1 rRNA gene is annotated in these 265 nt (G+C 51.7%); it reads right to left on the reverse strand.

Annotated elements, in window-relative coordinates:
* Window positions 1–265 (reverse strand): 16S ribosomal RNA (locus BHE89_RS01925); the annotation flags it as partial.

The raw sequence follows: 265 nt of genomic DNA on the forward strand, positions 1-265 counted from the left end.
AGTCATGAATCACAAAGTGGTAAGCGCCCTCCCGAAGGTTAAGCTACCTACTTCTTTGCAACCCACTCCCATGGTGTGACGGGCGGTGTGTACAAGGCCCGGGAACGTATTCACCGTAGCATTCTGATCTACGATTACTAGCGATTCCGACTTCATGGAGTCGAGTTGCAGACTCCAATCCGGACTACGACAGACTTTATGAGTTCCGCTTGCTCTCGCGAGGTCGCTTCTCTTTGTATCTGCCATTGTAGCACGTGTGTAGCCC

The sequence above is a fragment of the Shigella sp. FC1967 genome, assembly GCF_001743005.1.
Lineage (GTDB): Bacteria > Pseudomonadota > Gammaproteobacteria > Enterobacterales > Enterobacteriaceae > Proteus.